We start from the raw sequence: 24,911 nt of genomic DNA, 5'->3' as shown, positions 1-24,911 counted from the left end.
GTTCTCTTTTTAAACAGGACATTTTCAGATATACTGGACAAAGAAGAACGGCTGCACGCTCCTATTTGGACTCTGTAGAACGTTTTAAGCGAAGAAACGAGACAACTAGTCAAACAGACTGCTGTCCCAGCATACAGGAGGAATAACCATGGCAACGTATTATGAAGCAATTAACTGGAACGCCATTGAAGACGTCATTGATAAATCCACTTGGGAAAAATTAACCGAACAATTTTGGTTAGATACACGGATTCCGTTATCCAATGACTTAGATGATTGGCGGACTCTTTCCGATTTAGAAAAAACTACTGTCGGCTACGTTTTCGGCGGTTTAACTTTATTAGATACTGTTCAATCAGAAAGCGGCATGGATCAACTGAGAAATGATGTGCGGACGCCCCATGAAGAAGCCGTCTTAAATAACATCCAATTCATGGAATCTGTCCATGCCAAAAGTTATTCTTCTATCTTCAGTACATTAAATACAAAAAAAGAGATTGATGATATTTTTGAGTGGACAAATACCAATAAACATCTGCAATATAAAGCAGAACGGATTAACGAAATTTATAAAAACGGTACTCCGTTAGAGAAAAAAATTGCTAGTGTATTTTTAGAAACGTTTTTATTCTATTCTGGGTTTTACACTCCTCTTTACTATTTAGGAAACAATAAACTAGCGAACGTCGCTGAAATTATTAAATTGATTATCCGTGATGAATCAGTGCACGGCACGTATATTGGCTATAAATTCCAATTAGGATTTAATGAATTACCAGAAGATGAGCAAGATAAACTAAAAGACTGGATGTATAATTTACTTTACGAATTGTACGAAAACGAAGAACGTTATACAGAAGAATTATATGATGACTTAGGTTGGACCGAAGAAGTAAAAACCTTTTTACGTTACAACGCCAACAAAGCTTTAATGAACTTAGGTATGGATCCCTTATTTGCGGATACAGCCAATGATGTGAACCCGATTGTAATGAATGGTATTTCGACAGGAACTAGCAACCATGACTTCTTCTCCCAAGTAGGAAATGGCTATTTACTAGGAACAGTTGAAGCCATGAAAGATGATGACTATCTTTACGGTTTAGATAAATAGCAAAAAGCTAGAAACGATTAACGTTTCTAGCTTTTTGTTTTACCAACTTCCTGAGGCACCGCCACCGCCGAATGAGCCGCCACCGAATGAACCACCACTGCTGCTACCAGAACTACTATGATTAGACGGATTGTATTGTGAGTTTAAATAAGCATACGTCAAAACACTACCATCATAACTATATAAAGTATCTCCTACTAATAAACGCCCAAAAGATTGTTTTTTTGCATTTGGATATATACTTAGTAAAGAACCACGCTTAGTGGCACGTCTTATTTTCCCTTTTGTGGCAAATAACGTTGCTCCATTAAGATATAAACAATAAAAAGAAGTCTTTTTCATCTTATTTAATACTTTCTTTGTCTGTTCTGAGTTATTTAGGACAGCCTTTGTTGGTAAACAATTCAAATAATCTTGATACATTTTTTTAACAAGTTTTCTTGTTCTTAAAATTTGTAAAATATAAACAGCACAAATGAGCATCCCAGCAATACTTGCCATTAAAAGAACATTTCTTTTCGTTGTGTTAGTGTTTAACTCTGCTTGTATATTTGTTAATTCATTATCCACTTGTGCGGTTTTTGAATTGATTGCAGCCGATACTTGATCAATAATTTTATTGAGACCTGTATTATAATCCTCGTCTCTAAAAGCCTCTTTTACTTCTTCATTATTAATAATATCATCCGCATAGCTATCCGTTAAAATACTCTCTAAGCCATATCCAACTTCCAAGCGAGACTCGCGATCCTCAATTGCCATTAGAAAAACCACACCATTATTTTTTTCACGATCCCCTACACCTAATTGATTAGCAATCTTATTGCTGTAAGATTCAACAGATTCCCCACTAGGTAACGCAGGAACGGTAATAAGCATAAATTGTGCGCCATTCGCATTTTCCAACAATTGTTGATTCAATTGAAACATTTTCTGTTTAAGTTGATTTGAGACAATACCTGCATTATCTGAAACATAGATATTAGCATCATTAATGTTCAACTGCCCATTCGTTCCAGTAATTGTCACTAATTCATTTTCACCAGTTATTTCTTGTTTAGAAAAGTTATTTATTGTTGTCTGGGTTGACGCTTCAGTCATTTTCCCTGCTAAGATATCGTCTCTCTTTTTTTGTAAGGCATGTTGCTTCTCTCTCAGTGCAGTTTGTTTTGCTTCATAAGAGATTCCCTTTCCTTCATACCAAGCAGCCATTCCTAATATTAAAATCATACTCAAACTAATTACCACAACAATCGTTGTATTCCGCTGATGCTTTTTATAAAACAAACGAACTTTTTCTTGAATTTTTTCGACTTTTTTATCCAACCTTCCTCACTTCTTTCTTTTTAACCCAAATTTTCTACAAATTTTTTATTTAAATTCCACTTGTGGTACTTCTTTTCCCTGCTCTGTCGCAACATAGTTAGTTTTCTTCTCAAATCCTAAAAGTTTTGCAATTATTTTATCAGGGAATTTTGAAATCTGTTGGTTATATGTTTCAACAGCTTGTATATAGTTACGGCGTTCAACAGAAATTCGATTTTCAGATCCTTCTAATTGAGTCATTAAGGTTTTGACATTTTCAGAAGAAGCTAACTTTGGGTAATCTTCATTCAATACTGTAACAAAATTACCTAATCCTTTTTCAATTTGCTCATTTGCTTGCCCTTTTTCAGAAGAAGATTTTGCTCCTGCGTATGCTTTACGTGCTTCCGTTATTTCTTTTAAAACTTCTTTTTCTTGAGTCATACTGCCTTGAACACTACTGACAAGATTCGGAATTAAATCAGCCCGTCTTTGCATTACATTTTCTACTTGTGACCATTCTGCTTCGACTTTATTATCTAAAGTAATCAATTGATTATAAGCTTTCATCACAAATGCACCAATAATCACAACGACAACAACAATAATACTAAGAAATTTATTTTTTTTATTCATCTTACTTATCACCTTTCTTTCTAACTCGTAATACAATCATAACTCTTTTGTAATCTTTTTGAAATATTAAACTTAAAAAATCAGTCCTAGGCCCTAGAAGAAAACCGCCATAAGCATTTTAACTTATAGCGGTTGTCATTAATTATAAATAGATGTTTCTACACATTAATCAATCGTAATTTTGTTACATTATTTGAAACAGATAGATCTTCGATAACATCGGCATACGTTAGGCCTTTAGGCAAATCAATAGTATAGATATTCGTATAGATTTTTGTATCATCCACCCAAGAAACATTGAAGTTCACATCATAAATTTCAATATGTTTTTCTTCAAAATACTGATTAATAAATTCTTTGGTTTCTTGTTTATGTTGATAGCGAATTTCTAATTTTTTGATTGTTGGTACGTGAATAATTCGTTTGACAATGGTTAAGGCAAATAATACACCGATAAAACTTGTTAAGGCAATCGTATAGTAGCCCATGCCCACCGCGATCCCTAAACCAGCAACGGTCCATAGTGACGCTGCTGTCGTCAATCCGGTGACACTTTGTTTCGTTACAATGATGGTTCCAGCACCTAAAAAGCCGATTCCACTTACAACTTGTGCGATCAACCTTGCTTGATCTGAACGAATGACCCCCGTCAAAGCCGGATTAGCTAACGCATCTTTCAATGCATTGATTGCAATTTGCGACTGAATTAACGCAATAATAGCCGCGCCCATACAAACTAAAATGTGAGTGCGCATCCCTGCTGGGCGATTCTTATATTGTCTTTCAAAACCAATTGCGCCACCCATCACCATCGCTAGGACTAACCGTAAAATAATTTCTGGAATTGTTAGCTGTAACATCCTTTTCACCTCTTCTTCTATTACTTCCAGTATAACAAAAAAAGAACTTGAAACATAAGGAAATCCTTATGTTTCAAGTTCTTTTTCATCAACGATTATAATTTACTTGCAGCTGCATCATCAATGATTACAACAACATCTTGATGGTTTTGTAATGCACTTGCTGGCATGTCTGTTGTTACTGGTCCGTCAATCATTCCTTTAATGGCCTCTGCTTTTGCTTCGCCATAAGCCATTAAAATCATTTTTTTACCTTTCATGATTGAGCCAATCCCCATAGAAACAGCACGTGTTGGGACATCTTCTACTTTGTCAAAATAACGTTTGTTTGCGTTGATTGTTGATTCAGTCAACTCAACGACATGTGTTAAGCTATCTAGAGGTGTGCCTGGTTCGTTGAAACCAATGTGTCCATTTTGACCAATACCTAAGATTTGGATATCTACTGGATGTGCATCGATAATTTTTTCATATTCTGCGGAAGCAGCATCTAAATCTTCTGCTTTACCATTTGGTACAAATGTTTCTTTAAATGGTTTTTTGTCAAATAAGTGTTTGTTCATGAAATAACGGTAACTTTGCTCATCTTCGCCACCTAAACCAACATATTCATCTAAGTTTACAGAAGTCATTTCTGTAAAGTCGACATCACTTGCTGTCATTTCTTTATATAATGTTTCTGGTGTACTACCTGTTGCTAAGCCTAAAACTTTCGCACCATTGTTCATACCTTCTTTAATTAATTCAAACGCTTTTTTGCCGCCTTCTTCTGCATTTGCTACACGGATAATTTGCATTTTGACACGCTCCTTACGGTTTATTTTGGTATAGTCCAATTATAACACCTTCTGAAAAAAATTTCTAGAATAAAAGAAAAAAACTTCTATTTCCATCAGAAATAGAAGTTTTCGAGCTTGTTTAACAGATTAATATTGTGGTGCGTTGGGATCCACATACGTATTTGGATCAGCATAAGCGTTTGGATCTGTGTACGTATTTGGGTCAACGTACGTATTCGGATCATAGGCTCCTTCTGCTGCTTGTTGCGTATTGCCGTTGTATTCTGTTTGACCGGCTGTGGTGTCCGCTGTGCTACTCGAACTAGTAGAGCTATTGGCACTTGAATCACCAGATTCACCAATCAGTGCAGTATCTGTAACAGCATAGCTAAACTGATTATAAAAGGCTAAATCTTTTTCACGTTCAGAAGCATGTTCTTTTAAACCAAGTTGTTTTCTAAGTGTTGTTTGTGTTTTGTATAAACTATTTGGATCTAGGACTTGATAATAAATATCATCAATAGTTGCACTGTATCCTTGTAATTGTTCAGAGTCAATTGTTTTAAAGGCAGACAAATATTTTGATTGGATGTCCATCATGTCATCCCAAGTTAAGTCTGTTTTTACATTGGCTTCAACAGCATCAAGAATTTTTCGATATTTTGAAACACCGTCAAAACTCATGACTTTGCGCACAATTTTCTCAACAACTTCTCGTTGGCGGCGTTGACGACCCACATCTCCTTCAGGATCTTCGTGACGCATCCGCGCATAAGCCAAACCTGTCGTGCCATCTAACTTGATTTTACCTGCTGGAACAGTAATACCGTCCAACGTAAATTCACCAATCGTATTATCTACTTCAATACCGCCTACCGCATCAATCAGGTCTTTTAACCCTTTCATATTGATGGATACATAGTGATGGATGGGAATATCCAGTAATTCTTGGACTGTATTAATCGCCATTTCGGCGCCACCAAATGCATAGGCATGGTTCAATTTGTCTTGTGTGTCATTTCCAACAATATCTGTTAGAATATCTCTATCCAAACTGATCATTGTGGACTTGTTTTCTTTCGGGTTGATGGTTACAACCATTGTAGTATCTGAACGACCTTGCTCTGTTCGGCCTAAATCGCCTGTGTCAATCCCCATTAAAAGAACAGAGAATGGTTCTTGCGCATCAATATTGGCCGTGGCTCCTTTATTGGACTTACGGTTAACTGATTGATAGATCCCATTAATTGTTGAATTGGCATCTGAATACATCTTAATCCCGTAAGCACATACCCCAGCTACTACCACTAGCAAGACGCTCAAGAAGCCCAGTACTACTTTTTTCCATAGTTTCATAAGACACTTCCTCGTTTATCTAAGAATAATTCTTAATTCATGCCCTTTATTTTCTCATAGTTTGCTTATTCAAGCAATATTTTTTATTTTTTGGAACAAGAACTTAACACAATTGTAAAATAAAAGAGCGCTTTATCAAGGAACAATTGTTATTTTTGAGAAAGTGTTTGCAGAAATTCTTGATAATGTTTCTGTTCATTCGTTTCAGTGATAGTTATTTTCTCAAATGCACCATTTAGTAAATCAGTCAGTGATCCTTCAATCAAATGCGTAATCGTGGCATTCCCAATTAATTCCATCCAATAACTGCCATCTGACGTTTCGTGGACGACTGTTTTCACCATACCTCCAGCATTTTTGACGGTTATTTCTTCATAAAAAACACCATCTTTCAATAACGTATAAAGTAAACTACTTGCGCACATAGCTGTCCCACAAGCACTTGTAAAACCTACACCACGTTCATACGTTCGAACAAATAGTTGATTTTTGCCAAGAATTTCAACAAAACTCACATTTATCCCTTCTGGAAAATATGGATTTTCATTATTTACATAGGTAGCGATTCGTTCAAATTCTGGACCATTTAAGGTTTCGTGATCCACAAATGCTACAAGGTGCGGATTAGGCACTGCTACCGCTGTAAAGCGAATGGTGTTAGATAAGGCTGGTACGATTTCATCAATTAATGTTTGGACCCCTAAATGCATTGGGATAGTGACTGCTTCAAAACTTACTGGCGAAATTTCCACTTGGTAAGTCGCTACTTCTTCAGCTAAATTGGGGGCTTGACGTACTTTCAAATCTGCAAACATTGTTTCAACTGTAAATGATTTTTCTTGGTTTTTTTCAGCTAAATAACGGGCAACCGTACGCAAGCCGTTCCCGCACATGCTTGCTTCACTACCATCGCTGTTAATCACTCGCATTCTAGCATTGGACGTGCCGTGAGTCCCTTCTCCTACCAAAAGTAACCCATCTGCTCCCGCCAATAATCCTGTTTCCCGCGAACATAACTGGATGCGCAATTGCTCAATTTCCTCAGCGGTTAAAGAACGCTCAAACTGTGTTTCATCCAATAAAAAGAAATCATTTTCTGACCCGTGTACTTTTTGCATCATAACATTCATTTTTTTAGCTCCTTCTTTATGTATCCGTTATCTTTCCCTACTTACTTTAGTATGCCATAAACGAACAACTATTTCGACCCTGGATTTGTAAAAGGAAAGAGTCAAATGACAGCCGTCATTTGACTCTTTCCTTCACAATTGGCAAACTTATTTTGCTGCTGCAAAAAGTTCGTTTACTTTATCCCAGTTAACAACGTTCCAGAATGCTTCAATGTAATCTGGACGAACGTTTTTATATTTTAAGTAATACGCATGTTCCCAAACGTCAAGACCTAAAACAGGTGTTTGGCCATCCATTAATGGTGAATCTTGGTTTGGTGTAGAAGTGATTTCTAATTTACCGTTATTCACAACTAACCAAGCCCAACCTGAACCAAAGCGGCCAGTTGCAGCTGTTTTGAAAGCAGCTTTCATTTCATCAAAGCTGCCAAATGTTTCATCGATTGCTTCTTTAATAGCGCCAGTTGGTTGTCCACCAGCATTTGGTGCCATAATTTCCCAGAAGAATGTATGGTTTGCGTGCCCGCCACCATTGTTACGAACGGCTGTGCGGATATCTTCAGGAATAGCATTCATATCTGAAATTAGGTCTTCTACAGATTTTTCGCCTAATTCTGGATGTTTTTCAATCGCTGCGTTTAAGTTAGTCACATAAGTGTTGTGGTGTTTATCATGGTGTAAGTGCATTGTTTCCACGTCAATGTAAGGTTCTAATGCATCATAAGCATATGGTAATTCTGGTAATGTGTAAGTCATTTTTTAAATCCCCCTATTTTTTAGTATGTAACATACGTCTTTCATACAACTATTATGATAACAGAGTGAACCGCTTTCTACAAAATAGTTTGCTTGCCAAAAGAAAAGTTTTACAAAAGAGGGAGATTACCTTGTGTTTCCCTCATAAATTCGCTAGAATGACCTGTAGAAGAATGATGTGAGGAGTAAATAAATGAATACATTGCAATTATTTAAGCAGGCCTTTTTTTCAGTTTCAGAATTACGGCATGCGAAAAAAATGGCGTTTTGGAAAGTAATTCTCTATGCTGTTTTTTTAAGTGCTATTTTAGCACTACCTATTACCAAACAAGTCTTTTCTGTGCTACAAGAGGTGCAACAAGATGGCCAAAAAATTGCAGAAAAGTTGCCTGACTTTTCTATTGAAAATGGCACGTTGCAAACAAAGGCCAAAGAATCTGGCTTTATTTATCAAACCGACTCGATTATTTTTACGTTTGATCCAGATGGAAAACGTACAGCCGCTGATGTCCAAAAGGATTTAATTGGTAATGCGTTTGGTTTGGCTTTTTTACAAGATGAATTTGTAGTCGCCTTACCGAATTCAGGCGCAACTGAATCAATTCTAGGCACCGACCAATTTATCTTCCCCTATAGTAAAGGAACCTTAGATGGCGTTAACGCTCAGAGTATCAAGACTGCGCTAAGTGAAGCAGCAATCCCTTGGTGGACAAAACTCATTGTCTTTTTAGTGGCTATCTACCCTGTTCTAATCGGTTTAGTTTTAGACTTACTGATTGCCGCTATCGGTGCATCTCTCTATTCAAAATTACGTTTTTATTCTTTACGTTTGATTGATTGTTTAAAAATTATTACGTATTGTGCTACCGTGCCAGTCATCTTAAGTGCTATTTTAAATTTCGTAAATCCGATGTTTAACGATGGCATCCTAGTTATTTTACTAAGTCTGTTCTTTTTCTTTGTCACAACCAAAAACGAACCACGGAATATCCCTGGTTCTTAAAAAAAGGTGTTGTCTTTGAGACAACACCTTTTTGCTATTCTTCAAATTCTTCTTCATCTGTTAATTCAGGTAAGTCAATCGTGGTCACCGCAGATTGGCCAATTTGCGTTAAATATGCAGCTAATTCATCCACATTTTCCACAGGTGAGACGGCTGCTTCAATTGCCATTGCTAAATTAAGTCCAGCGACTACTCGCAATTGCGGATAAGTGCCCATGGCCATCATAGCCACATTACAAGGTGTTCCTCCTTTTAAATCAGCTAATACAAGCGTCGGGACATTGCCAGCTTCTTTTAAGATTGCTGCCAGTTTTGCTTGCGTGCCGCTCAAGCCATCTTCTGCGGTCATTGACACAATCGCAGCATCTGCTAATTCCCCGACAATCATTTGAGTAGAAGCTAAGGTTTCTTCTGCCATCCGTCCATGGCTCATTAAAATTAATTTTGGTTTCATCATATCCTCCTAAAAATACTGCTGATAAATTTTTGTTCGTGCTTTCAGAAAGCCACGTTCTTCACGAGTGGGATGAATCCGATTCGTCAGCAAAATTAGGGCTTCTTTGGTCTCTTTTTTCATACCAATCGCCGTTCCAGTAAAGCCAGTATGATACAAATAGCCTGCCCCTGCTTGCGTCTTTTTCAATTCCCAACCAAATGTACGTCCCCCTTGGTTCATAGACCAGAGAGCATCGAACATTTTTTCAGAAAATAATGGTTTGCCAGACGGGTAGCGATTGTTCATAAAACACTGAACAAAAGTGAGTAAATCTGGTAAAGTTGCAAATAAACCTGCACTGCCAATTGGCGCTTTTAGTTGATAGGCTTTCGAATCGTGGACCACTCCCTGAATAACGCCGCGTTGTTTTGTAATCTCTGTGGGCACTGCCTGGGCAAAATCGCTGACCGTAAAACTTGTATGCTGTAGGTTCATTGGTTGAAATAAGTATGTTTGAAAGCTCTCTTCTAATGAGCAGCGATCCAATACTTGAATAATTTCTCCCAATAAGTAATACCCTAAATCAGAATAAGTGGTTTTCCCTCGTTCAGATAACGAATGCGTTAAAATGATTTCTTGCAAGCTTTTTTTTGTGACATTTTTCTTATCGACAACATCAGCTGGCAGTCCGCTCTGATGCAGTAGAAGCTCCCCAATCGAACAAGATAGTCCTTGATAATCAGGTAGGATTTCCCCCACAGTGGTTGAAAAAGTAAGCTGATTTGTATCGATTAATTGTAACATTCGATTTGTTGTCCCAATAACTTTCGTTAAGGACGCTAAATCATACAGGCTAGCTGATGAAACCTTTTGTCTTGCAAATGGACCAGTATTACCTAAAAAGCCCGTATACTGTTCTGATAAGCTATCTTCTGTGATCGTCCCCCAAGCGACACCCGGAACGACTTGCTGATTAATCAGTCTCTGAATTGTTTCTTGAATTGCGATTTGATTCATTGTTCACCACTTCTATGCTAAAACTTCTGAAATCCGTCCGTCATGTTCTGCTAATAGTTGTTTGGCTTTTTGAAAATCAACGTGGGCTTTCGCCATTACAATGGCTGGTGCCACTTCTAGCTGTGCTGCCTCCAAGTATTCTTTGGCTTGCGATTCCTCGATTTCTGCTGCTTCTTTAATGATATTCGTGGCACGTTGCATTAATTTTTCGTTCGTTGGTTGTACGTTGACCATCAAATTTTGATAGATATTCCCTACTTTAACCATAATTCCTGTTGAAAACATATTTAAAACCATTTTCTGTGCTGAACCCGCTTTCATTCTAGTTGACCCTGTAATGACTTCCGGTCCTACAATTGGCGCAATCCCAATTTCCGCCAATTGATTCATCGGACTTTGATTATTACAGGTAACTGAAATGGTTAGAGCGCCCACTTTTTTTCCGTATTCAATTGCGGAAACAGCATATGGTGTCCGACCACTAGCAGCAATCGCAATTACGACATCTCGGGCAGTCAATTGATGTTGTGTTAAATCTTCGATAGCTAATTCTTTCGAGTCTTCAGCGCCTTCAATTGCTTGATACATTGCTTTTTCACCACCAGCTAAAATACCAAATGCGCGTTCTGGCGACACACTATATGTGGGTGTTAATTCAATCGCATCCAAAGCACCTAAACGTCCAGACGTTCCTGCACCACAATAGATTAAACGGCCCCCTTTTTTAAATCGTTCTGCCGCTGCATCAATTGCTGCAGCAATCTGCGGAAGCACCTTTTCAATTGCTTGTGCTACCTTTTGGTCTTCTTGATTTATTAAAGTTACCATTTCTAATGTTGACACTTGGTCAATCTTTTTAGTCGCTTCATTTCTGGCTTCTGTCGTTAATCCTTCTAAGTTCATTTGCTTGCACACCCCTACTTCTCTTTTAGACGGCTGACAAGTTGACTCGTTTCAATCATATTACGTTCAATTTCTGTGTCTAAATCATCTTGAATTGAACCTAAATACAGAACATCGCCAATTGCCATTGACGAAGCAATCGATGAAATAGCCCCAACTCGAATGAGGTGCTCATTATTGGGGACTAAAAGAACTTCATCGCTCAATGATCGCACGTTTTCTCCATCGTTACTGGTAATAAAAATAACCGTTGCGCCCCTATTTTTGGCAATTTCACAGGCGATTAAGGCTTCTTTTGTCAAACCACTATAGGAGACCGTGATCAAAATGTCTTGTGCCGTTGCATAATTTAAAAACTCCAACATCATGTGACTATCATAATTAAAAATTGCTTGGCGACCAGCGCGGTTAAACTTGTGATAAAGATTATAAGTCGTTAAAGAAGAGGCACCAATTCCAACCAAATGAATTTTTTCCGCTTTTTTAACATGCGCGATTGCTCGTTCCAAGGCTTGTTTATCCACTGTATAAAATAAATCCTCAATCGTAGCATTTAATAAAGATTCCACTTTCATACAAATAGTATCCACCGAATCATCCGCCGCTACAATTGGATCAATATCTTTTTTACCGTTACTGGCAGCTTGTACCGCTGCAATGGATAGTTTTAACTCTTCCCAGCTGTCAAACCCTAATTGTTTAGAAAAACGGGTAACTGACGCCGGAGAAGTTTCGCTATTGCTAGCAATTTCGTTTGCTGTTAATGAGAGAAGACGGGTCGGATCCTTCAGTATATAGTCTGCGATTCTCTTATTTACTTTGGAAAAGTCCTTATATTTTTGTCTGATTGAACGGATTGGCTCCATCTTCTCATCTCCATTTCTATTTTATGAAAGTTAAAATTGCTTCGTTTGGTTCAGAAGGGATCATCTGTGCGGTAATAGTCACCCCATTATCTGTTAAACGACGAACGGTTTGAATATCTTCATCGGTTAATGCAACAGATTTTTTAATTGCTCGACTGCCTTCTTTTTGAGAAATATTGCCGACATTGAAGCTCTGTAATGGGACACCGCCATCAATTAAAGCCGCCATGTCTGCAATGTCTTTCGTAATTAAAAAGACTTTTTCTTCATCATAATTGCCTGCTAAAATTTTTTCAATCGCTTTACGTTTTGATAAAATGGATAATTTAACTCCTGCAGGCTTAGCCATTTTTAAGGCACCAATTTGTAATTGATCTTTGACAGCGGCATCATTTACTACCATGATTCTTTGTGCGCCAACCGTATTCGTCCAAACGGTTGCAACTTGTCCGTGAATTAAACGCTCATCTACTCTTGCATGTACAATTGTCATAATAAATCTCTCCTATTATATACTATTTTTTTAAAATAAACCGCCAACCCAAGCCAACATTGGTTGTAAATTACCTAAAACCATGCCAATTAAAATTAAAACAAAGATTAGCCGTGTTGAATTCATTTTCTTTTTCCCTAGTAACCAATAGGATAAAAGAACAATCCCTAAAGGAATTAATGCGGGTAAAATTTTATCCAACATTTCTTGAACAGATAATGTTACATCTCCCATTTTATAAGTTAAATCTAATTTGTAAGTAATTACCGAAGGAATCAAACCGCCGACCACCGTTAACCCTAAAATAGCTGCACCTTGCGTAAACAATTTCATTTTATCCGCAAATTCTGTCGCAATTTTTTTCCCTTGATGGTAACCAATCCAAGTGAATTTATAGCGAACCCATAGGACCACTGCTCCGGCAATTAACGGGATCAGTAACCCAACAACCTGGCCCCCTTGCGCCATGTAAGCTGCAATCGAAAAAACAATCGCACGATAAATCGCGATAAAAATGGTATCACCAACACCAGCAAACGGACCCATTAGACCTGTTTTCAAACCAGTAATGGCCGTTTCATCTTCAATGCCGACTTCTTCTTCCAAAGCCATATCAGCTCCGACAATTAAGTGCGACATGGCTGGCGTTGTATTCATAAAGCCAAGATGTGTCTTCAAGGCTTTCTTCATAGCTACTGGATCTTCACTGTATAGTCGCTTTAATGCAGGCATCATCACCCAAGCGTAACCAAGTCCTTGCATTTTTTCATAGTTCCAGCCCCACTGATAGCCAAAAAGATTACGGACGTAAACTTTATTAATATCCTTTTTTGTTAATTTGTTAGTCATCAATCTCAACCTCCTCATCATCTTCGTAAATAACCGTGCCACTTGTTGTAGCTGCGCCGCCTTTGTTATGATTCATCACATAAATCGCTGCTAAAGCCAAGCCAACCAGTGCGACACCTAAAACTGAAAAGAATTGGGCCCCATAAGCAAGTAACACGAACCCAATAATAAAATAGGGCCAGTATGTTTTAATTGGTAAGTAACGCATTAAAATAGCAATCCCCATCGCTGGTAAAATAGCGCCTGCTGCTTTTAACCCATTCATCACCCAAATAGGAATCCAATTATTGATAGCGTTTACAACTTGTTCACCAAAAGCTAGGCCAATAAAAACTGGGATGACACGAGAAATCGTCCAAGGAAAAATTCCTAAAACATTGCAGCGCTCGACCCCTTTATAATTGCCTTCTTCCGCATAACGATCTGCTTTGTGTTGGAAAAACGTATTAGCCATTCTGCCTAAAATATCTAGTTGTGTCAATAATAACCCAATCGGAACCGCAACTCCGATACCATACTCTGCCCCTTTCCCTGAAATGATTGCATAAGCCGTTCCCATAATGGCCCCTGAAAGAAAGTCTGGGACTGTTGCTCCTCCATAAGTCGCTACGCCTAATGTCATCAATTGAAGCGTTGCCCCAATCATCAAACCTGTTTGAACATCTCCTAAGACTAGGCCAGTAAACGTTGCAGCAAACAATGGTGTATATGGACCAATCTGAATAGAAATTTGGTCAAGTACACCAACAACTGTGTAAAGACATAAAATCAAAATAATACCAATCGATACTGTCATGCTTTCTCATCCTCCTTGAATGCGTTTTCTTTTTTGTATTTGTAGAATACCATTAAAGAAATATCATTTCAAGTTCTTTTTAAAAATATTTTTAAATGAAATTACATTTCTTATATAATTTTTGTGCTATACTAAAAGAAAACGGTTTAGGAGTGATTATGTGCGGGTTTTGCTGATTTATTTCATAACTATTTTTCTATCCAATACAGTTGGGGCGCTCTCTGGGATGGGTGGAGGCGTCATTATTAAGCCTGTTTTGGATTTTCTTGGGTTCCATTCGTTAAATAGTATTGCGTTCTATTCAAGTGTAGCTGTTTTTGTCATGTCCATTTCTTCGACTTATAAACAGTATCAAAATGGTGTCCAAATTGAATGGAAAAAAGCCGCGAGTATTTCGTTTGGTTCCTTAGTCGGCGGCATGTTAGGTGATTTACTTCTTAATCAGGCGATTGCACTAGCGCCAAATGAAGAAAAAGTACAACTAATCCAATATATCATCATGTTGCTGACCTTGGTTTTGGTTCTTCTCTACAATCAATTTTCCAACTGGCACTTACACCTCAACGGATTGAGCATTTTTCTGATTGTCGGATTAGGCTTAGGGATTCTATCAACCTTTTTAGGCATCGGTGGCGGTCCCATTAATGTAGCTTGCCTTATTCTCTTTTTTGGAATGGATATCAAATCAGCAACTGTTTATTCCATCATTACTATTTTTTTCTCCCAACTCGCCAAACTTGGCAATATCGGCTTGACCACAGGGTTTGCGGTTTTTGATTTGACAATGCTTTGGGCTATTATTCCTGCCGCTTTATTCGGTGGTTATGTCGGCGGTCTTTTCAGTAAAAAATTATCTCAACAACGGGTCGCCCAAATTTATAGTTTAGTTGTTTTTTTAGTTATTTTGTTAAATATGTATAATTTGTGGACTGTTATCTAAAAAAGAAGCGCTTTGTCTATACGACAAAGCGCTTCTTTTTTAATTAAATCACTGTTAATTTAACATCTATATTATTTCTTGTTGCTTTAGAATATGGGCAAATTTCGTGGGCTTTTTTAACAAGTTCTTCTGCTTTAGCTTGATCTACCCCATCAATATGAACTTCCAATTCAGCACCAACGCTAAATCCATCTTCTCCTTGGAATAAGGAAACACGTGCGGTTACTGTACTTTTACCTTCGACTTTTTCTTGATCCATCACTAATTCTAATGCACCGTTAAAGCAAGCACTGTAAGCCGCTGCGAATAATTGTTCTGGATTTGTTGTATTTTCTTTCTTGACACCTGGCGAAGCAACCGCATAAGAAAATGATTTATCCGGTGAGTGAACTTCTCCTGCACGTCCACCCGTATTAATGATAGTTGTTTCATAGATTTTTTTCATGTAAATTCCTCTCCTTTGTAAAGTTTTACACTTCTGAGAACTTGTTACTTACATAATTATTGTAGGAAACTTTGCCAGATACAGCAAACGTTGTGCTTGTGAATAATAAAAAATAACATTTAACGTTGTATTTTTGACGTAGAAAAAGAACCCATTCTATGATAGGATAAAGTGAACTTGTACATTTGTACACAAACTATTTTACAAAGGAGACTTTCCCTTGACACACTTACTTGATTATCAACCATTAAACCTCTATACAAACTATCAAGAAGCCGCAGAAAAAACACCAACTGTTCCAATTATTTTTGATGAATCTTTGCCTGCTTTTCCTGCACTTGGCTTAGAAACAACTTATGGTGAAAGCCATCAAGAAATTTTGAAACGGGCATATCAATTAGCCGCTTTAGGTGTAAAAAAAGGCGACAAAATTATTATTTATAAAAGTCCTAAATTCGACACGTATTTACTAGCTGTTGCAGCCTCATATCTAGCAGCCGTTCCTGTAATGGTTTCATACCATTTACCTTTTGAAACAATTGAAGTATTCGTTGATCGTTTAGAAGATCCTTATATTTTATTTGATGATGTGACTGCTGAAAAAGTTCAAGCTGTTCGTAACAGCTCTGCCAATAAAAAACTTTCGGTTGCTTCTCTTTTAGAAGCTGATGCCACGGAAGTTCCTCAAGACGAACTGACTAAAGACGAAATTGCCTACATGACCCACACCTCTGGAACAACAGGTATTCCTAAACTTATCTGTCATTCCAATCACTCTATGGGTTGGCGTACAAAATGGCAAAAAACCATTTTTACAAAAATTGCTGAAAAGAAATTAGTTGGCTTTCATATTTCGCCAGTTCATTCTCGTTTTAACATTGGCGTGTCTTCTTTAATGGCCATGGGCTTCCCTATGATGCCTTTAGCAAATGCTTCGAGCGAAAAAGTCGCTGAAATGTTCAGCACCTATCAACCAATCGCTGTAGAAACACACCCCAATAACTTCGTTCAATGGGTTCGTTTGGCCAAAGAAAAACCTGAAGCTTTCGCTAGTGTCCATTATTATCATTCTACTTTTGATGCAATTAACAACGCTACAATGGTGGCTTTCTTAAAAGCATCTGCTGCCAATGAACCAATTTTCCTACAAGTTTATGGACAAAGTGAATGCGGGCCAATGATCTTACGAGCGCATACTTTAGAATCCCTAAAAGATTCAGATGCTCGTGACATGGGCGTTGGTTTAGAGGATTTAACACAAGCTCGAATTACCGATGAAAAAGGACAAGTTTTACCTGCGATGACGGACGGCCATATCCAATTCTTATCAAAAGGACGGGCCTTAACATATTACAAAGAAGATGCCCGCTTTGCAGAAAATGTCTACGGCGAATGGTGGGACAGCGGCGATTACGGGATGTTAGATGAACGCGGCCACTTATTCTTGAAAGATCGCCAAGTAGATCTAATTGAAAACATCGACAGTAATTTAGCTATTGAAGATCATTTATTGGATGCATTAGATTTCTTAGAAGAAGTGATTATTGTCCGTGGCAAAGAAAATGAACCTCAGCCAATTTTAGCGGTTGTCCCTGGGGAAGAAATGGATTGGGATGCTTGGTGGACACAAGTAGCCGATTTACCACATTTAAACGAACCTATCATTATGGCTTTTGATGAAATCCCTCACACAGCTACTATGAAAGTGCAACGTTTACAACTAGAAAAATGGTTGAAAGAACAATAAAATAAAATTCTTTGTTAAACAGTGTTGGTCAAAAGAACGTTTAGACCAGCGTTGGAGCAAGTGGAACAGAAAGCTAAAAAGTTAACTCGTTGTAGGTTATCTTAAGTTTTAAAAAGAGGGGCAGCCATCGTTTTGACGGCTGCTCCTCTTTCTTTTGCCTACCGTTAATTAAATCCTTTTTGTGAAGAGCTTGACATGGGATGGTTCCCACAAATTATACTTAGCTTATTCAAAGAATGGAGTGAGCAAGTATGAAAATTTTAATTAAACAAGATTTCGACACGATGAGCGAATGGGCAAAAATGTTACTTCTAAGCACGATGAGCCAAGATAAACGAGTGAATTTATCAATTACCGCTGGCAAAACACCAGCACTTGTTTACCAAAAATTAGCCTCGATTGTGAAAAATTCATCTGACTTTGATAATGTTCATTATTATAACTTTGATGAAATCCCTGTTCCTCATCAAAAGGAAGGCATTACTCTGACAGATTTGCGGACGCTGTATTTGACACCTGCGGAAATATCCGAGCAAAACATCCATCCATTAACTGTTGAAAACTTTCAACAACAAGAACAACGGATTGCTGACGCAGGCGGCTTAGATTTGATGTTAATTGGCTTAGGAGCAGATGGTCATTTTTGTGGGAACATGCCCACTACCACTCATTTTAAAAACGAAACCTATCAAGTGACCGTCACTGGTTCAGAGCCTTGGTTTGTTCCTGAAATGATGCAGCCAGGCATGACCTTTGTTACGATGGGGCCAGCCAGCATCATGAAAGTTAAGCATCTTGTCCTAATTGTAAATGGTGAACAAAAAGCTCAGATGGTCAAACAAGTGCTCCAAGGACCTGTCACAGAAACGTATCCTGCCTCTATTCTTCAACTCCATCCAAATTTAACGGTTCTCTTGGATGAAGCCGCAGCGAGTCAATTAGAAAAATAAAAAATTGCGCCTAGATTATGCTTCTCTGCATAGTCATAGGCGCAATTTTGTTATCATTACATGATTTTTTGATACTGACTGTATTTTAGCAAATTCGTCTGGGAAAGTGTAACACCAATACCAAGTCCCTGAGGCACGGTCATTGTCCCTTGCTCTAAAATAAAAGGTTCCGTGATGATATCTTCATAAAAATAGCGTTCCGTTGCTGAAATATCACCTGGAAAGGAAAAGGTAGGCTGTGACGCAAATTGCAAATTCAATGCGCGACCAACACCAGACTCAAACATGCCACCTAACCAAACCAATAAATCATTTTCTTGGCAAAATGTGGCAATCTTCAACGCCTCGTGAATCCCACCTACACGAGGAATCTTCAAATTGATACTACGGCAACTGCCCAATGCTAACGCCACTTGGCAGTCTTTGAGACTACGAATATTTTCATCCAAACAAATTCTTGTCTTCAGTTCTCTTTGTAATTGTGCGTGGTCTAAAAAATCATCTGCAGCAAAAGGCTGTTCAATCATCGCTAATTGATAGTGATCTAAACGTTGTAATTGAGGCAAATCAGCCAATGTATACGCTGAATTGGCATCGACCATTAAAGGCAAGTTAGGAAAATGCTGACGAATCAAAGCAACAGGTTCCACATCATAACCGGGACGAATTTTCAGCTTCACTCGTTGATACCCTTTTTCTACAGCTAACTGAACTTGTTTAAGTAATTGAGGTAAGTCTTCTTGAATCCCTAAACTAATCCCTACAGGAATTTTCCTCCGCGTTGGTCCAAAAAATTCAGTTAAACTCTTCTGTTGCCGTTTGGCATATAAATCCCAGATGGCAGTTTCTAACGCAGCTTTTCCCATCCAATGTCCTTTAACTTCTTCAAAAATTGTTGAAACCTCTTGCGGCTGTTCAAGCGCTTCTGTTAAAAGTAACGGAATTAAATGCTGTTGGATGATGAAGCGTTCGGTTACCAACGTTTCTTGCACATAATCAGGTTGCTCAAAAGCCACTAATTCGCCAAACCCTTGATTTCCTTGCTCATCCGTTATTACAAATAGATCAAACGCTTTTTCTTCCAGGCGACCATAGCTCGTGACAAACGGCGTTTTTAAAGGCAAACGAACCTGATAGGTTTCAATTGATTGAATGTTCATTCAGATGGCTCCTTCCAATAACGCTGTCACCTTTTCATAGAAAATCGTTGGTTGTTCCAAATGGATACAATGTCCTGCTTCAGGAAAAATTGTCAGCCTCAACAACGGTTGACGTGCCTGCATTTTTTTCGCAATTCCAATAAACTTTTGATCTTCGCCGCCTACCAATAAATCGGTAGGAATCGGCTGCAATTCTGCTAGACGTTCCCAGTAACTCTCTTGCGCTCCTGTGCCCATATACCACAAACTACTAGCCAATCCAAAGGCCGATTGGCTCAAACGTTCCTGACGAATGGCCATTTGCTGTGCCACAGACAAGGCTTTTTGCGTTTGAAATAACGGTAATTCTTGCCAAAAATCAATAAAATCCACCAGCGGTTCCTCTAAGAGACGTTCCGCCAAACGATGATCTTGACAGATACGAGCCTGACGTTCTGCGGCGGTGGCCAAACCTGGTGATCCACTTTCCAATAAAAGATGCTGTACCTTTTGTGGATAATGTAATGCAAAACCTAAAGCTGTTCGAGCGCCCATTGAATAGCCTAATAAACAAAAGCAAGGCAAATTTAGCGATTCGGTTAGTTCAGCAATATCATGGCAAACCTGTTTCATGGTATAACGCTCTGGTGCTACCAAACTAGCAGTCGCGCCATGCCCAGGTAAGTCAATTCCTAAAACGTTATAAGGTGTTTGACTGGGAAAAACGGCTGCAAACGTGGCTAACGTTCCTGTGAAACCGTGTAAACAGACTAGTGTCGTTCGCTTTGCATCAAAAGGTGTTAACCATTGATAATGGTACTGCATCCCCCGAATTAACCGTTCCATGAAATCCCCTGTCTTTCTACTCGTCTACCAATTTCAGCTAAAATTGATTCGTACAAATGAACATTCTCTTGGCGATTTCCTTTGACTTCGATCACTTGAAATTGTGGTTCTTCAGCCGCTGTCTGTAAAATTTGCTTGAGCTCCGCGATTGTTTTGACTTCTTGATACGAAGCACCGTAAAGTTCAGCAACTAACGAAAAATCTAAATCAAGCGGTGTTCCAAATAAAGGCTCGAAATCGTCCTCACGTAAAGTTCGTTGAGATAGAAAAGAGAAAATCCCGCCACCATTGTTATTTAATAAAACAATTGTTAACGGCAACTGATAACGTTTAGCCAAAAATAAACCATTCATATCATGATATAGCGCTAAATCACCAATCAGTAGAACGTTTTGCTGTGTCGGTGCTATGGCACTCATTCCTAAAGCAGTTGAAACAATCCCATCAATCCCGTTGATGCCGCGATTTCCAAACATCCGATAAGGGCGACTATCCATAAATCGATCTAAGTAGCGGATAGCCATACTATTAGATACAAATAACTGACCGTTCTCTTTCATTGTTTGGTGAACAGCTAAGCTGGCTGTTGTTTCATTTAATTCTGTCGCGTTCAGCGTTTCTAGAAGAACTTCAGAGACCGTTTTTTCCAGCAAGAGCCATTGTGCTAACCAAGTCGCTTCTTTTGGTTTGACAACCGTTAGCAGTTGTTCTACAAACGTGGTTTCCTTTGCCTGAATAACTGTTTGTGATTTTTTCAATTGCTCTTGCCATTGCCCATTTTCGTCCACAAAATAAAAAGCAGTCTCTGTCGTTGCTAAGCGTTTCAACCATAACATGATGTTTTTAGAAATTGGCAGCGAACCAAAACGCACTACCACTTCTGGTTCTTGTGGCAAGGTCGCCACATTTAGAAACAGATCACTGTGTGCAATAACAACTTCACTATTTTGCCCATGTGTCACAATGTTTGCTAAAGGATCCGCTAGTAACGGCCATTGCAAAGCTTCGGCTAATTGAATAAATAGCGCCGCTTCTTCCTCTGTATGACTGCCACCGACAACCAAAACACCGTTTTTCTGGTACCATTGATCCGCTAGCTGTTGCACTTGTTCTGTAGAAAGGATTGATTGACCAGCGAATAAAGCCGTTTGTTGAGAACTCTTTGTTTTTCTCTCTAAGTCAGGTAATAATGGTTCCCGCAAAGGAAAATTCAAATGAACAGGTGCTGCAGGCGTTTGTTGCGCGAATGCTGCTCCTTTAGCGCCTTGCCAATAGGCGTAATTCAATATCTCTTCTGTTGCTTCTGGCAAAGCCATTTCAACAAATAATTTCACATGATTTTGATACATTTGTAATTGGTCCATGGCTTGAGGAGCGCCAACTTGACGTAACTCATGCGGCCGATCCGTTGTTAAAACGACTAAGGGTACATGGCTAATATTGGCTTCACAAATTGCTGGATAATAGTTTGCAGCTGCTGTTCCAGAGGTACAAAGTAAGACCACTGGTTTTTGACTCGCTTTACTTAATCCTAAAGCAAAAAAAGCAGCGGAACGTTCATCGACATCGACAAAAGTTTGGATTGCGGTTTCCCGATGAAGTAATAAAGCCAGTGGTGTGGAACGGGACCCTGGACTAATGACTGCTTGTTCAACCCCACTATTTTTTAAGCCTTCAATAAAGGCCGTTAAATAATCGGTCATTGTTTCTTGATGATTCATTAAACCTGCCCTCCAATTCCTCGTAACATCGGTTGAAATTTTATTTTCGTTTCTTCTCTTTCTAGCTCTGCTTGAGAATCAGCAACAATACCACAACCTGCATAAAGAACGCCTTGCTGACCAGCAAAGACACCTGAACGCAAGGCCACAGCGAACTCGCCACTATCATCATTCCCTGAAATCCAACCGATTGGCGCACCATATAACCCACGACTCCCTGGCTCATATTGTCGAATCCATTCGACTGCCAACTCTTTGGGCTCACCACCTAAAGCTGGCGTTGGGTGTAACTGCATCACACTTTCCAAGAACGAAATTCCCGGTTTACGTTGACCCGAGATTGGCACATAAAGATGTTGTACATCTCGATTTTCCAAAATAATGGGTGCTTGAATACTGTTTTCAGAAGTCGTCATCTTCGCCAACTCTTTCGCTAAACGTTCCACCACAATTTGGTGTTCTCCGGTATTTTTGCGGTCTTGTAAAAGTTGTGCTCCTAAAGTTTTCGTTTCTTCTGGTGTTTGACCCGTTTTAATGGTTCCTGCAATACAAGCGGTCGCAAACGTTTCTTTAGTACCCAACAGAAGTCGTTCTGGTGTTGCACCAATGAAACTTGTGTCTTTGGCTTCTAAAGCAAACAAATACGTATTTTGTTGTTGTGCCATTAAATTAACGAGCACTTGGTTACTTCGAATTTTTTCAGGACTGCTCACAGCAAGTTGTCGAGCCAAAACCACTTTTTTTAAAGGGCCATCTTCTCTTAAGACTGCTACGGTTTCGTTGACAGCTTGTAGCCATTCAGTCACGGCAACTTCTTCCTTGTCAATCTTTGTTTCCGCTACAGCTGGCAACTCCTCACAGGTAGCTAACAAGCGATCAAACTGAGCCACCAAAGTCGACCAACGTTCCTCGACTTCTTGTTCACTAGAACCTGAAAAGTTCAGCGTTCCATAAATACGTGAACCTGAAAAAGTAAATAGAATACTTGGTAGATAAAACCAACCTTCCCCTAACTCTCCCCAGGCCTCAGTAGGCGTTTGTTCTGTATCAAAAGGCAAACCGCCAAACAGAAGAGCCCCTGTACCAGAAATAGACATATTTTGAAAACGAGTTGCCGCCTCTTTTTTTAAAAAGTTGTTCAATTGATGCGTTTCTGTTTCTGCGCCTTTTAAGATAGTTTCATATCCGAAGCCAACCAAAGCAAAATCTTTTTTCGGCGTTTGCCAAAAAAAACGTTCTCCTTGGTATGCCTTTTCACCAGCGGCAAAAATTGCCAAGGCTGTTTGTTCTGTTTCTAATGGAAAAACCCAACTGAACTGACGGGCATTCTTCTGATAGGCTTGTCGTAATTCATCAGGCAATTTCATCTGATTAAAAACGCCTCTCTTTCTTCTGTCATGAAACGATGTTTGGCAATCTTTCCACTTGCTGTTTGCGGGAAAGAATGACAAAAATAAATGCGTTTCGGTCGTTTATATTTTGCCAGTTTTCGTGAACACTGGTCTTGAATTTGCGCTAAGGTGATTTCTTGGTCACTAATCACATATGCAACTGGGACGGCTCCCCATTGCGCATCTGGTTCTCCTACAACTGCCGCTGCTTTAATTCCTGTTATCGCCTGTAACACCTGTTCAACCTCAGTGGGGTAAATATTTTCACCACCAGAGATAATGAGTTCACTTAAACGACTAACCAAATACAGGTACCCTTGTGCATCTAAATAGCCCATGTCGCCTGTTTTAAACCAACCATCTGCTGTCCATTTTTCAGGTTGACGCTGGTTAAGGTAACCTGAAACAACGTTTGGTCCCTTAAGTAAAATTTCCCCGACTTGCTTTTCTGGCTGTTCTTGTCCTAGTTCATCAACAATTTTGATCTGCATATCTTTTAACGGTTGCCCAGCAGAGCCGATTTTCAGTGCCGCATCTTCAAATTTCAAGGCAACAACTTGCGAACACGTTTCCGTCATCCCATAAGATTGAATGACTGGAATCCCTTTTTCCTCACACTGCGCTAATTTATCCGGTGCAATCGGTCCGCCGCCCAATAACATTCCTTTAAAGCTGACGCTGTAGCCAGCTTCAGGATAGACAGACAATAATTGTTGTAACATTGTCGCAACCACTGAAATGACGGTGCCACGGCCTTCTTGTAAATCTTGTGTCACTTGCTGTTCATCAAATTTATCGTAAAGGCGAATACTACAACCTAAGACGAGTTGTCGAAAAACAATCGACAATCCGCTAATGTGAAATAATGGGACTGCACACAACCAACAATCTTCAGCAGTAATCCCCATATTTTCTTGAGTGCCTCTAGCACTGGCCAAATGATTTTTAAACCGTTGCAAGACCCCTTTAGGTTGTCCTGTAGTTCCAGATGTATACATAATAGAAGCCACCGACTCTAAGTCACTTGGCTGTTGAAACTCCTGACGTAAAAGACTATGCTGTTTTTTAACCATTGGCTGAACGTCGACAAAAGAAATCTCCTCTAACAAAGCCTGCGTTTCAGGCGCACCAATAATCGTTTTAACTTGCGCATCTTTTAACTGAAAAGTCAGTTCAGCAAGTGTCAAATGCGTATTTAAAAATAATAACTCTTTCCCCAATTCCCATAAGGCTAGAATTGAAAAATACAACTCTTTGCTGTTCTTACTGAATAAAGCCACACGTTTTTCTTCTGGTGCAAGCACCTGTTGATATGTGGCTACCCAATGGCTGACTTCTTGTTGCACTTCTAAAAACGTCCAAGATTCATCCTGAAAATAAAAAGCAGGATGATCGGGACGTTTTTGTACTTGTTTATTTAACCAAGTCATTGG

Annotated in this window: 25 protein-coding genes; 5 read left to right on the top strand and 20 right to left on the bottom strand. The window is 38.9% G+C overall.

The genetic code is table 11. The annotated features are described in order from the left end of the window. The first annotated feature begins 148 nt into the window (after positions 1–148). Positions 149–1,114 (top strand): class 1b ribonucleoside-diphosphate reductase subunit beta, encoded by a 966-nt coding sequence (gene nrdF, locus IGL56_RS01930; RefSeq protein ID WP_002355357.1) that lies wholly within the window; start codon positions 149–151, stop codon positions 1,112–1,114. Positions 1,115–1,153: 39 nt separating this feature from the next. On the opposite strand, the gene IGL56_RS01925 is transcribed toward nrdF, so the two are convergent. From IGL56_RS01925 to IGL56_RS01895, 7 genes are all read right to left on the bottom strand, one after another. Beyond that, entirely contained in the window at positions 1,154–2,440 is a 1,287-nt protein-coding gene (locus IGL56_RS01925) for a TPM domain-containing protein (protein ID WP_002391536.1), read from the bottom strand. A 45-nt stretch (positions 2,441–2,485) separates the two neighbouring features. Continuing rightward, positions 2,486–3,055 carry a LemA family protein gene (locus tag IGL56_RS01920; RefSeq protein ID WP_002386098.1) on the bottom strand — a complete coding sequence of 190 codons (570 nt, stop codon included), beginning with the start codon at positions 3,053–3,055 and terminating at the stop codon, positions 2,486–2,488. A gap of 158 nt (positions 3,056–3,213) precedes the next feature. Further along, positions 3,214–3,915, bottom strand: coding sequence for an MgtC/SapB family protein (locus tag IGL56_RS01915; protein WP_002355354.1), 702 nt, complete (start codon positions 3,913–3,915; stop codon positions 3,214–3,216). A gap of 95 nt (positions 3,916–4,010) precedes the next feature. Beyond that, complete coding sequence (gene nagB, locus IGL56_RS01910; RefSeq protein ID WP_002355352.1) at positions 4,011–4,712, bottom strand: glucosamine-6-phosphate deaminase; 702 nt, start codon at positions 4,710–4,712, stop codon at positions 4,011–4,013. 129 nt (positions 4,713–4,841) lie between these two features. Continuing rightward, a complete protein-coding gene (locus IGL56_RS01905; protein ID WP_002383706.1) occupies positions 4,842–6,050 on the bottom strand; it encodes an LCP family protein in 1,209 nt (402 codons plus the stop codon). Positions 6,051–6,199: 149 nt separating this feature from the next. Then, on the bottom strand, positions 6,200–7,180 hold the full coding sequence (gene dapF, locus IGL56_RS01900; RefSeq protein WP_002361202.1) for a diaminopimelate epimerase: 981 nt from the start codon (positions 7,178–7,180) through the stop codon (positions 6,200–6,202). Positions 7,181–7,327: 147 nt separating this feature from the next. Further along, on the bottom strand, positions 7,328–7,936 hold the full coding sequence (locus IGL56_RS01895) for a superoxide dismutase (RefSeq protein WP_002361201.1): 609 nt from the start codon (positions 7,934–7,936) through the stop codon (positions 7,328–7,330). A 193-nt stretch (positions 7,937–8,129) separates the two neighbouring features. On the opposite strand from IGL56_RS01895, the gene IGL56_RS01890 reads away from it, so the two are divergent. After that, positions 8,130–8,939: a DUF1189 domain-containing protein gene (locus IGL56_RS01890; RefSeq protein ID WP_002355344.1), complete on the top strand. Its 810-nt coding sequence runs from the start codon at positions 8,130–8,132 to the stop codon at positions 8,937–8,939. Positions 8,940–8,973: 34 nt separating this feature from the next. Here the strand turns inward: IGL56_RS01890 and IGL56_RS01885 are convergent, their stop codons facing one another. From IGL56_RS01885 to IGL56_RS01855, 7 genes are read right to left on the bottom strand one after another with little or no spacing between them, the layout of a single operon-like run. After that, entirely contained in the window at positions 8,974–9,393 is a 420-nt protein-coding gene (locus IGL56_RS01885; protein ID WP_002363016.1) for a PTS sugar transporter subunit IIA, read from the bottom strand. Positions 9,394–9,402: 9 nt separating this feature from the next. Continuing rightward, on the bottom strand, positions 9,403–10,392 hold the full coding sequence (locus IGL56_RS01880) for a serine hydrolase domain-containing protein (RefSeq protein ID WP_002392506.1): 990 nt from the start codon (positions 10,390–10,392) through the stop codon (positions 9,403–9,405). Positions 10,393–10,404: 12 nt separating this feature from the next. Beyond that, positions 10,405–11,295: an N-acetylmuramic acid 6-phosphate etherase gene (gene murQ, locus IGL56_RS01875; RefSeq protein ID WP_002361198.1), complete on the bottom strand. Its 891-nt coding sequence runs from the start codon at positions 11,293–11,295 to the stop codon at positions 10,405–10,407. Positions 11,296–11,309: 14 nt separating this feature from the next. After that, entirely contained in the window at positions 11,310–12,161 is an 852-nt protein-coding gene (locus tag IGL56_RS01870) for a MurR/RpiR family transcriptional regulator (protein WP_002355339.1), read from the bottom strand. Between the two features lie 16 nt (positions 12,162–12,177). Next, positions 12,178–12,654 carry a PTS system mannose/fructose/N-acetylgalactosamine-transporter subunit IIB gene (locus IGL56_RS01865; protein ID WP_002355337.1) on the bottom strand — a complete coding sequence of 159 codons (477 nt, stop codon included), beginning with the start codon at positions 12,652–12,654 and terminating at the stop codon, positions 12,178–12,180. A gap of 30 nt (positions 12,655–12,684) precedes the next feature. Then, complete coding sequence (locus IGL56_RS01860) at positions 12,685–13,503, bottom strand: PTS system mannose/fructose/sorbose family transporter subunit IID (RefSeq protein WP_002355336.1); 819 nt, start codon at positions 13,501–13,503, stop codon at positions 12,685–12,687. Further along, entirely contained in the window at positions 13,496–14,299 is an 804-nt protein-coding gene (locus IGL56_RS01855) for a PTS mannose/fructose/sorbose/N-acetylgalactosamine transporter subunit IIC (protein WP_002358431.1), read from the bottom strand. The genes IGL56_RS01860 and IGL56_RS01855 overlap by 8 nt, the downstream gene beginning before the upstream one ends. Before the next feature lie 169 nt (positions 14,300–14,468). On the opposite strand from IGL56_RS01855, the gene IGL56_RS01850 reads away from it, so the two are divergent. After that, positions 14,469–15,239, top strand: a complete 771-nt coding sequence (locus IGL56_RS01850) for a sulfite exporter TauE/SafE family protein (protein ID WP_225581367.1) — start codon at positions 14,469–14,471, stop codon at positions 15,237–15,239. 43 nt (positions 15,240–15,282) lie between these two features. Here the strand turns inward: IGL56_RS01850 and IGL56_RS01845 are convergent, their stop codons facing one another. Next, positions 15,283–15,684, bottom strand: coding sequence for an organic hydroperoxide resistance protein (locus IGL56_RS01845; RefSeq protein ID WP_002355332.1), 402 nt, complete (start codon positions 15,682–15,684; stop codon positions 15,283–15,285). Positions 15,685–15,904: 220 nt separating this feature from the next. Here IGL56_RS01845 and IGL56_RS01840 point away from each other — a divergent pair, with 220 nt between their 5' ends. Further along, on the top strand, positions 15,905–17,431 hold the full coding sequence (locus IGL56_RS01840) for an AMP-binding protein (protein WP_002361196.1): 1,527 nt from the start codon (positions 15,905–15,907) through the stop codon (positions 17,429–17,431). A 251-nt stretch (positions 17,432–17,682) separates the two neighbouring features. Beyond that, positions 17,683–18,381 carry a glucosamine-6-phosphate deaminase gene (locus IGL56_RS01835; RefSeq protein ID WP_002355326.1) on the top strand — a complete coding sequence of 233 codons (699 nt, stop codon included), beginning with the start codon at positions 17,683–17,685 and terminating at the stop codon, positions 18,379–18,381. Positions 18,382–18,437: 56 nt separating this feature from the next. Here IGL56_RS01835 and menC read toward each other — a convergent pair whose 3' ends face one another. From menC to IGL56_RS01810, 5 genes are read right to left on the bottom strand one after another with little or no spacing between them, the layout of a single operon-like run. Beyond that, complete coding sequence (gene menC, locus IGL56_RS01830; RefSeq protein WP_002364942.1) at positions 18,438–19,541, bottom strand: o-succinylbenzoate synthase; 1,104 nt, start codon at positions 19,539–19,541, stop codon at positions 18,438–18,440. Continuing rightward, complete coding sequence (menH, locus tag IGL56_RS01825) at positions 19,542–20,366, bottom strand: 2-succinyl-6-hydroxy-2,4-cyclohexadiene-1-carboxylate synthase (RefSeq protein ID WP_002392503.1); 825 nt, start codon at positions 20,364–20,366, stop codon at positions 19,542–19,544. It lies immediately after the preceding gene. Further along, positions 20,354–22,087, bottom strand: coding sequence for a 2-succinyl-5-enolpyruvyl-6-hydroxy-3-cyclohexene-1-carboxylic-acid synthase (gene menD / locus IGL56_RS01820; RefSeq protein WP_002392502.1), 1,734 nt, complete (start codon positions 22,085–22,087; stop codon positions 20,354–20,356). The genes menH and menD overlap by 13 nt, the downstream gene beginning before the upstream one ends. Further along, entirely contained in the window at positions 22,087–23,454 is a 1,368-nt protein-coding gene (locus IGL56_RS01815; RefSeq protein ID WP_002364946.1) for an isochorismate synthase, read from the bottom strand. Before IGL56_RS01815 ends, menD begins: the two co-directional genes overlap by 1 nt. Next, the gene (locus IGL56_RS01810) at positions 23,451–24,908 is read right to left on the bottom strand and encodes an o-succinylbenzoate--CoA ligase (protein ID WP_002364948.1); all 1,458 of its coding nucleotides are present in this window, start codon (positions 24,906–24,908) and stop codon (positions 23,451–23,453) included. The genes IGL56_RS01815 and IGL56_RS01810 overlap by 4 nt, the downstream gene beginning before the upstream one ends. Positions 24,909–24,911: the final 3 nt, after the last annotated feature.

It is taken from the genome of Enterococcus sp. DIV1316a, assembly GCF_050536915.1.
Taxonomy (GTDB): Bacteria; Bacillota; Bacilli; order Lactobacillales; family Enterococcaceae; genus Enterococcus; species Enterococcus faecalis.
The sequence above is the reverse complement of the archived record's forward strand: the minus strand, read 5'-3'. Positions and strand labels throughout refer to the sequence as shown.